This is a genomic window from Aeromonas piscicola, from assembly GCF_000820005.1.
Classification (GTDB): domain Bacteria; phylum Pseudomonadota; class Gammaproteobacteria; order Enterobacterales; family Aeromonadaceae; genus Aeromonas; species Aeromonas piscicola.
In genome coordinates this window covers 1-6878 of record NZ_CDBL01000042.1, presented here as the reverse complement: position 1 = coordinate 6878, position 6878 = coordinate 1, and the positions used below count along the sequence as shown (strand labels likewise).

The window sequence follows — 6878 nt, the reverse complement described above, 5'->3', positions numbered from 1 at the left end:
CCGTTGCCATCACCGCCACATCCCCAAAGCCCGGTAGACAGGCATACGGCGAGAGCACACAGATGTGTATTTCGTGTAGTTCGCATTATTGGTTCTCTAGATTGTCAGTTAGCGCCAGGCAGTTAGGGGGTGCGGTTTGTAAGGAAGAGGGGACCGAATGGTCACCCTCCTCCCCCAGCACGAAGACAGATGAAAAGCGTGGTGTGCAGCATCAGTCGCCGCCGTTGCCGCTGCGCGTGAAGGATTTCAGAGTTGAGATTTTATCGTCACCTGGTGTGGTGAGTGGCAAGCCAAGTGATGCCAATTTATTCCCTTTAAATTCAATTAATAAAGTGGTTTTCACAAATTTATTGCGTGAAAGTGAAGGGCAAAAAAGGTGGCAATAGAGGTGCAGCAAAGGGGGGGGGGAGTACGCAGTGTAAGTGCAGGAGTTAATAGGTTAAATGGGTGAAAATGACAGAACACGTTGAGGTGAGCGGTACATAAAAAAGCAGTGAGGGTCACCCCCTTCCCGGACAAAGTCCATAAAACAGCGAAATACTGTTCTATTTACGGGCCTAATATGAGCGGAGTCAGCCCGCATTCATTGTGTTTACAAACGAGAGCATACATCGGCAGATGTAAGTCGATAGACAACGTCTGACAATGATACTGATCCAATTAGGGCTGTCAGGTTCCTCTCGAGAACGCAATGACCAGCAGATCACGCCAGGCGTCATCCGACGACAAATACATCCCCCCAAACACCATGATAGCGCCGGTAGCGCATAACCAAGCTAGTATCCATAACCCGAAAACATCCTGCATGATATCAAAACTCACATAATCATTTGAAAATAAAAGAGTTAAGTTTCCATCACTTCGCATACAAGCTAATCAACAACTGTCTGGCAGAATTTCGCGAGCTCTTGACTACACCTGCAAAAACAATTTATGCATTTTTAGATAAAGGGTCTGAACGCACATATTGGCCTTGAAGAGTTATGTTTGGGTCGCAAAATCCGGGCGACCGGTCAGCAAGCGAGCCCTATGCTGCAATCCCGATTTTGTGTTGTGAGCGAATCCCCTGAAACAACGAGAAACAAATAGTGAAAAACATGAAAATTGCAGCCTCGGCACTTGTCTGTGGAGCTCTGCTAAGTGGCTATGCGACTGCCGGTGGCGACAATGGCCACGTGACGTATAAGGGAACAATTTTGGCGGCCCCCTGTTACATCGATCCAGCCTTCTCGGAACAAGTGGTAAACGTCGGCACCTATAGCACAGCCAGTGGTGCAGACCCTGACTTTTCCGCACCCTACACAACCTATAACATTCCACTAAAGGGTGTCTGTAATGCGACGACCGTCAAAGGGCTAGACACCGATGTGGGCAACGAATATTGGCATACTCTAATCACTAACGGGTTTATCACTAGCACGGACGGCTTGGCCCTCCTCTCCTATTACAAATCAGCCTCGAATGAATTTGTTGCGATTGATTTGCATGTAGGAGTGAACGTCGCACCACAACACATTCATAACAATCAGTTTCAACTCGCCGTGCAACCGAAACAACTAACCGATCAAAAACTTGATGCCGGCGAATACACCAGTCAGTTGGTCCACACACTCATATTAAACTGACTCGTTGAACCAAAGTAGCTTCGGTCTGCAACGAAGCGTTCCCCCGATGAATACCGCCTGATTGAGGCGTTGTTAATGGGATGGTCGCCCCTACCCAAAACGGCATCTGAAGTGCCAAAGTGGAGAATGTACGTTCCCACTGATGAGAGAGGCGACCACCATGAAGGCTACGACAATCGGCATAGATTTGGCAAAAGAGGTATTCCAGGTTCACGGGGTAGACGAGCACGGTAAGCGGTTGTTCAACAAGCAACTCAGCGTTCACAAATAGCATCCTTTTTTGCCAATATTCCACACTGCTTGATCGGCATGGAGGCCTGTGCCTCTGCCCACTTCTGCTGCAAGGGCTGGGACATACCGTCAAACTGATGGCTCCCCAGTTCGTCAAGCCCTATGTCAAAATTAATCAGCATGATGCTGCTGATGCAGAAGCTATCTGCGAAGCCGTCACTCGACCCAATATGCGGTTTGTGTCTATCAAAAGTCCTGAACAGCAAGCCGTTCTGGCACTTCATCGGAGCCGCCAGAGATTCAGTTCAACAACAGAGTGTCTAGAAAACCCGGGGCGATTCAACATTGCCTCGGTAGCATTGGCTCATGTACAGGATCTTTAGCGGCAACCAATTGAAATAGATATAAAAAAGGCTTCGTTTGTGATCTGATTTTATCGCCAAACAGGCGTTGTTTCCCAAATCAGCCAGCAAGTCATGACTTCCCCAGCCCCAAGTGACCGTTACACTCGGGGCTTTCTGACAGGCAGACCAAGGGGGTTCAGTTTGTTGATTGCACCAACATACGCCATCACTTCCCCTACCTGACCGTTGTATGTTCGCAGACTAATTTTGCCCGTCATCAACTGCTTGAACCGATACATCGCCGTTTCTGCCAGCGAGCGCCGGTGATATCCCGACATCTTCTTCAAGTGCGCCAGCCCCTCCTTGCGCATCACCAGCACCGCCTCATTTCTCGGATGTCCCTTTTCCCATAACCCCGCGTTCTTGCGAGGCGGGATACAGGCTGTCGCCCCTTTGCGCGCGATAAGCTGATGGCTGGCTTTGCTGTCATAGGCGCCATCCGCATAAACACGTCCCAGCTTGCGCCGCAGTGGGTTGAGCAAGGTCGGCAACACCTCTGCGTCATGCACATTCTCCAGCGACACTTCTGCCGCCACGATATCGTGAGTCACCGGATCTACCGCCAGATGCAACTTGCGCCAGACTCGCCGCTTCTCAGCGCCGTGTTTTCTGACTTTCCACTCGCCTTCACCAAACACCTTCAACCCGGTTGAGTCGATAACCAAGTCGGTAATGCGTCCCTTTGGGGGCTGTCGATAAGCCACCGTCACCGTGCGTGCTCGCTTGCTGACACAGGTATAGTCCGGTGCGCACAACGGCACGTTCATCAACTCGAACATGGAGTCGAGTAGACCCTGAGTTGCTCGCAGCGTGAGGTTGAAAATCCCCTTGAGCATCAGAAAGGTTGAGATGGTCTGGTCGGTGTAGAGCTGGCTGCGCCCCCGCCGCCCATGATGGTCGTGGTGAAACCAGTTGCTCATGGCCTCGGCATCAACCCAGAAGGTGAGTGAACCACGGTTAATCAAAGACTTGTTGTATTGAGGCCAGTTGGTGATGGGGTGAAGCGACTTGCCCATGATGCAGACTTGAAGAGGATGGTGGTGATCAGATCACCGCGCCCTCAGTAAGTTCCATTCAGGCGTTATCGATTTGGGAAACAACGCCCGCCAAACAAAATCAACACGCGCGAAGCCTATGACCATTATCAATGCTAATTACTATCTGGAGCAACTCCTGACTCCCGCCGCACTCGAGCGCATTGCTCGGCTCTGCAAGTTTTGTCTGCGTCAGCGCGCCATTACCCCTGCCATGCTCGTCCCTGCACTGCTGCGGGCCATGGGGGGCGACCAGGTCAATGACATTGCCGGTTTACACCGTCATTTCAATGCTTTGCAACTGGTGAATGCGCATCGGGTTTCCTACAAACCGTTTCACAATCAACTGCGCAAAGAGAGCTTTGCCCTGTTTATGAAAGCCCTGGTCGAACGGGCCATCGCCTTGCGGATCGACCATCAACTCAAAGCGGCCTCCCTCGGCGCGTTCAAGCAGGTGTTACTGCGCGATGGCACCTCCTTCGCGGTGCACCGCCGCCTGGCGGCTGACTTCCTGGCCGGTTCAAGACCATCAGTCCGGCGGCTATAGAGTGCCATATGACCATGTCTCTGTCGGAGCCGAGCCCGCTGTGCATGAGTGTGTCTGCCGGTACCGCAGGGGAGCGGCAATTTCTCCCTGAGGCCCACAAGCTGGCCAACTGCCTGCTACTGGCTGACGCGGGTTACATTGATAGGGCTTGGTTTGAACAAGTAAACGACGCCGGCGGATTTTATCTGGTGCGAGGAACTCAAAACCTGAACCCCAAGATAATCCATACCTGGCGCGGTGATGGACGGGAAGTGCCAAAACTGGCGGGACTGTCACTGAAAGAGGCCGGACGGCGACGCTGTCGGGCCGAGGTACTGGATATGGTGGTGAAGTCCGGTAAGGTCGAGTATCGGTTGATCCGGCGCTGGTTTGCCGAGGAAAAGCGGTTCTGCCTGTGGATGACTAACCTACCGCGAGCGGCATGGTCAGCAGAGCAGGTGATGAGCCTGTATCGCTGCCGTTGGCAGGTGGAGTTGTTATTTAAAGAGTGGAAATCGCACAACCGGCTCAGGGGTTTGTGACGGGGGAGAAAGCCATAGCCGAAGGATTGGTGTAGACGAGCCTGCTGTCGCTGGTGATGAAAAGACGGGTCGCGCAGAGTGTGATGACAGGGATGCTATCAATGTTGAAAGCGTCCAAAAACAGTACGACATGGTGGTTGCCGCTATTGGAAGCAGTGGCCCATAGGGCGCTGACAGAAATAAGGGAACGACTGGAATGGGCAGCTGATTATTTTGCCAAGAACGCTGCCGAACCAAGCAGAGAAAATCGATACAGAACAGGATCTTGGAAGGAATTTTAAAGGGACTCAATGCTTAAGGTCCTGTACATGTATAGATCCTAACATCAGGACGCTGTATCGAGGACGGTGAAAACATGGCGCTAGAGCGCCATGTTTTTCCATAGCTAATCCGTTATTCCTGAGTTATTCGACACATTGGGTTGGTGACGAGCCATCCCGCCAGACTGTCGTGTTATCCGAAAGCGACAAGGGAAGGAATGTTAATCCCGTCGTCATGTTTGCAGGAGGCATATCCCAATCCAGCATATACATGCCCATGGGTAGTGCACCCTTGGTTGTATTAACTGCAACCTGTTCAACGGCCAGGCTGCTATAACGTAAACCAACCAAATCGAAGTGACTTCTCCAGTCATAGCCTGTCAACTGACTTAACGCGACCAGCATGAAGTCATTCCCTGGAATATCCCAGATGTTATTACCACCATAAACTGCATGCCCTGAATATGGGAAAAGACTAAAGCCCAGCTTATCCCGATTGGCGGCCCAGTTCGCTTCATTATCTGCATATTTATCAAATATCCTGCTGTATTCGTACAGCAGCGTAAAGATATGGAAGCCATTTGTCAGAGTTGTACCATTGCGCATTTTCATTTTGTCAGCGCGCAATGCCATCTGTATGTAAAATGCATTTCTAAACTCGTTTACCGCCGCGTAGCTGCTACTCTGCCAACCAGCCTCATACCTGTTTTTTCCAGCGTCAAGAATTTGGCATGAACTTTCGTAAACAACTCGCTCTCCCGCACTATTGGTTACATTAGCCGCATCAGACATAAAAGCAAAAAATATCTTCTTGCTGTTGACATGTCCCTCGTCAATAGGTGGGGCATTTTCGTCATTTATATAATGAGCTCTCCATCCAACCCAATAAGGGAAAATGTTATTTGAGGCTTCCTGAGCGCGGTCCTCATAGGCCGACCATTGGTCAGCATTCGACGCATCAACATAATTTGCCTTAAGTTTATTTGTTTGTAAATTATGGCCAAGTTCGTGAGACTCTCCCCAACCAGTAGGGCCGATGACCCAAGAGGCATCAAAAGGGTTACCAGAAGCACCGCTCGCAGTCTCGGCATTTTGATCAAAATTTCCATGTTGAATTTTTGCTCTGTCATGCAATATCTCATCAACGCAGTCGGCATTACCAAATATATCAGCACATACAGAGAGCACATCCGATGGCAACGATTCTGTCAATGTTTTACCTCTAATAGAAAACCCCCCCAACGTATACACTGGCGTGACATAATCATTTTTTAGTGCAACAACTATTTGTTTCACTTTATCAGCACTTGCATTACCACCCTCTATAAAGCGATCCTTGCGAAGATGAAATTGCGCATTACCGTTGTCGATGTCGACATGCGGGATCTCCGTTTCTTGAAACAACGTTACAAAATTATCTATGTCAGCATCACTTGCACCGTCTGGAATTGACGGATGCTTTGCAATGCCCACAGCAGAAACATCCACGTTGTTTGGCTCATGCGGGCCATCTACGTTAAGATAAATAGGACCGCCATAAGGGCTAGAAAAAGCCACAGTTTTCCCGGGCAACAGCTTTATACGCTGTGTCGCCAGCTCCAGGGGCGCAGTATACTGACTATTCTCATAAGCCCTATTCGTACCAGCTCGATGATAGTTGAGCCGAATTTCAACATCGATATCATTGAAATTGTCGTTTCGAGTCAAGCTCACCGTTTGGCCAGGTAGTGCATACCAACCAGTAGTAGTCCACTGTCCAGGCCGCCAGTTCGGCAATGCCATAGGCCCATATTCCCAATACCCGTCAGGATTTGGTGCAACACTGAATGTCCGTCGGTCATTTTCTGTTTTAGGATACACGTAATGAGCGTTAGTCCCTTTACTCAGCTCGCTTGTCTCTTTTATGTATTCACCCAAATCAGGTTGTGGCAGGTTAGTTGTTCGTCCATAGTTCACCAACCAATCTGCAAACATCGCATGCAACCAATTATCATGCTCACTATCGCTAATCGGATAATCGATCATACTGCGATATTTATCCGCCAACAGCAACGATGCTTGCATCATTGCATTACCATTACGGGGCTGTCGTAGTATGTTTATATCATTTAGATCAAATTCAATCAGTCTATTTCGCAGAATATCAGCACCCTGTTTGAATATTTCCAAAAACTCAGGTTCGTCACAATAAAGGAAATTATCCGTGCACTGAGCTAGCAGTGACGTATTAAATTTATTGTCCCGCAATGTACCAAA

Annotated in this window: 4 protein-coding genes and 2 pseudogenes; 4 read left to right on the top strand and 2 right to left on the bottom strand. The window is 49.6% G+C overall.

Translation table 11 applies throughout. The features are described from left to right. From BN1128_RS26025 to BN1128_RS24595, 3 genes and pseudogenes are all read left to right on the top strand, one after another. Positions 1 to 386 (top strand): hypothetical protein (locus BN1128_RS26025; protein ID WP_209428554.1); only part of this gene is annotated, 386 nt, incomplete at its 5' end. Between the two features lie 702 nt (positions 387 to 1088). Continuing rightward, positions 1089 to 1625, top strand: coding sequence for a fimbrial protein (locus tag BN1128_RS08960; protein WP_156140163.1), 537 nt, complete (start codon positions 1089 to 1091; stop codon positions 1623 to 1625). Positions 1626 to 1785: 160 nt separating this feature from the next. Beyond that, positions 1786 to 2149, top strand: a pseudogene (locus BN1128_RS24595) (IS110 family transposase); the annotation flags it as partial. A 209-nt stretch (positions 2150 to 2358) separates the two neighbouring features. On the opposite strand, the gene BN1128_RS08950 reads toward BN1128_RS24595, so the two are convergent. Next, positions 2359 to 3276 (bottom strand): IS5 family transposase, encoded by a 918-nt coding sequence (locus BN1128_RS08950; protein WP_042867820.1) that lies wholly within the window; start codon positions 3274 to 3276, stop codon positions 2359 to 2361. Positions 3277 to 3394: 118 nt separating this feature from the next. Here BN1128_RS08950 and BN1128_RS08945 point away from each other — a divergent pair. After that, positions 3395 to 4660 (top strand): annotated as a pseudogene (locus BN1128_RS08945) (IS4 family transposase). A 106-nt stretch (positions 4661 to 4766) separates the two neighbouring features. Here BN1128_RS08945 and BN1128_RS24590 read toward each other — a convergent pair. Then, on the bottom strand, positions 4767 to 6878 hold a 2112-nt coding region (locus BN1128_RS24590; RefSeq protein WP_042867818.1), incomplete at its 5' end, for an ImpA family metalloprotease.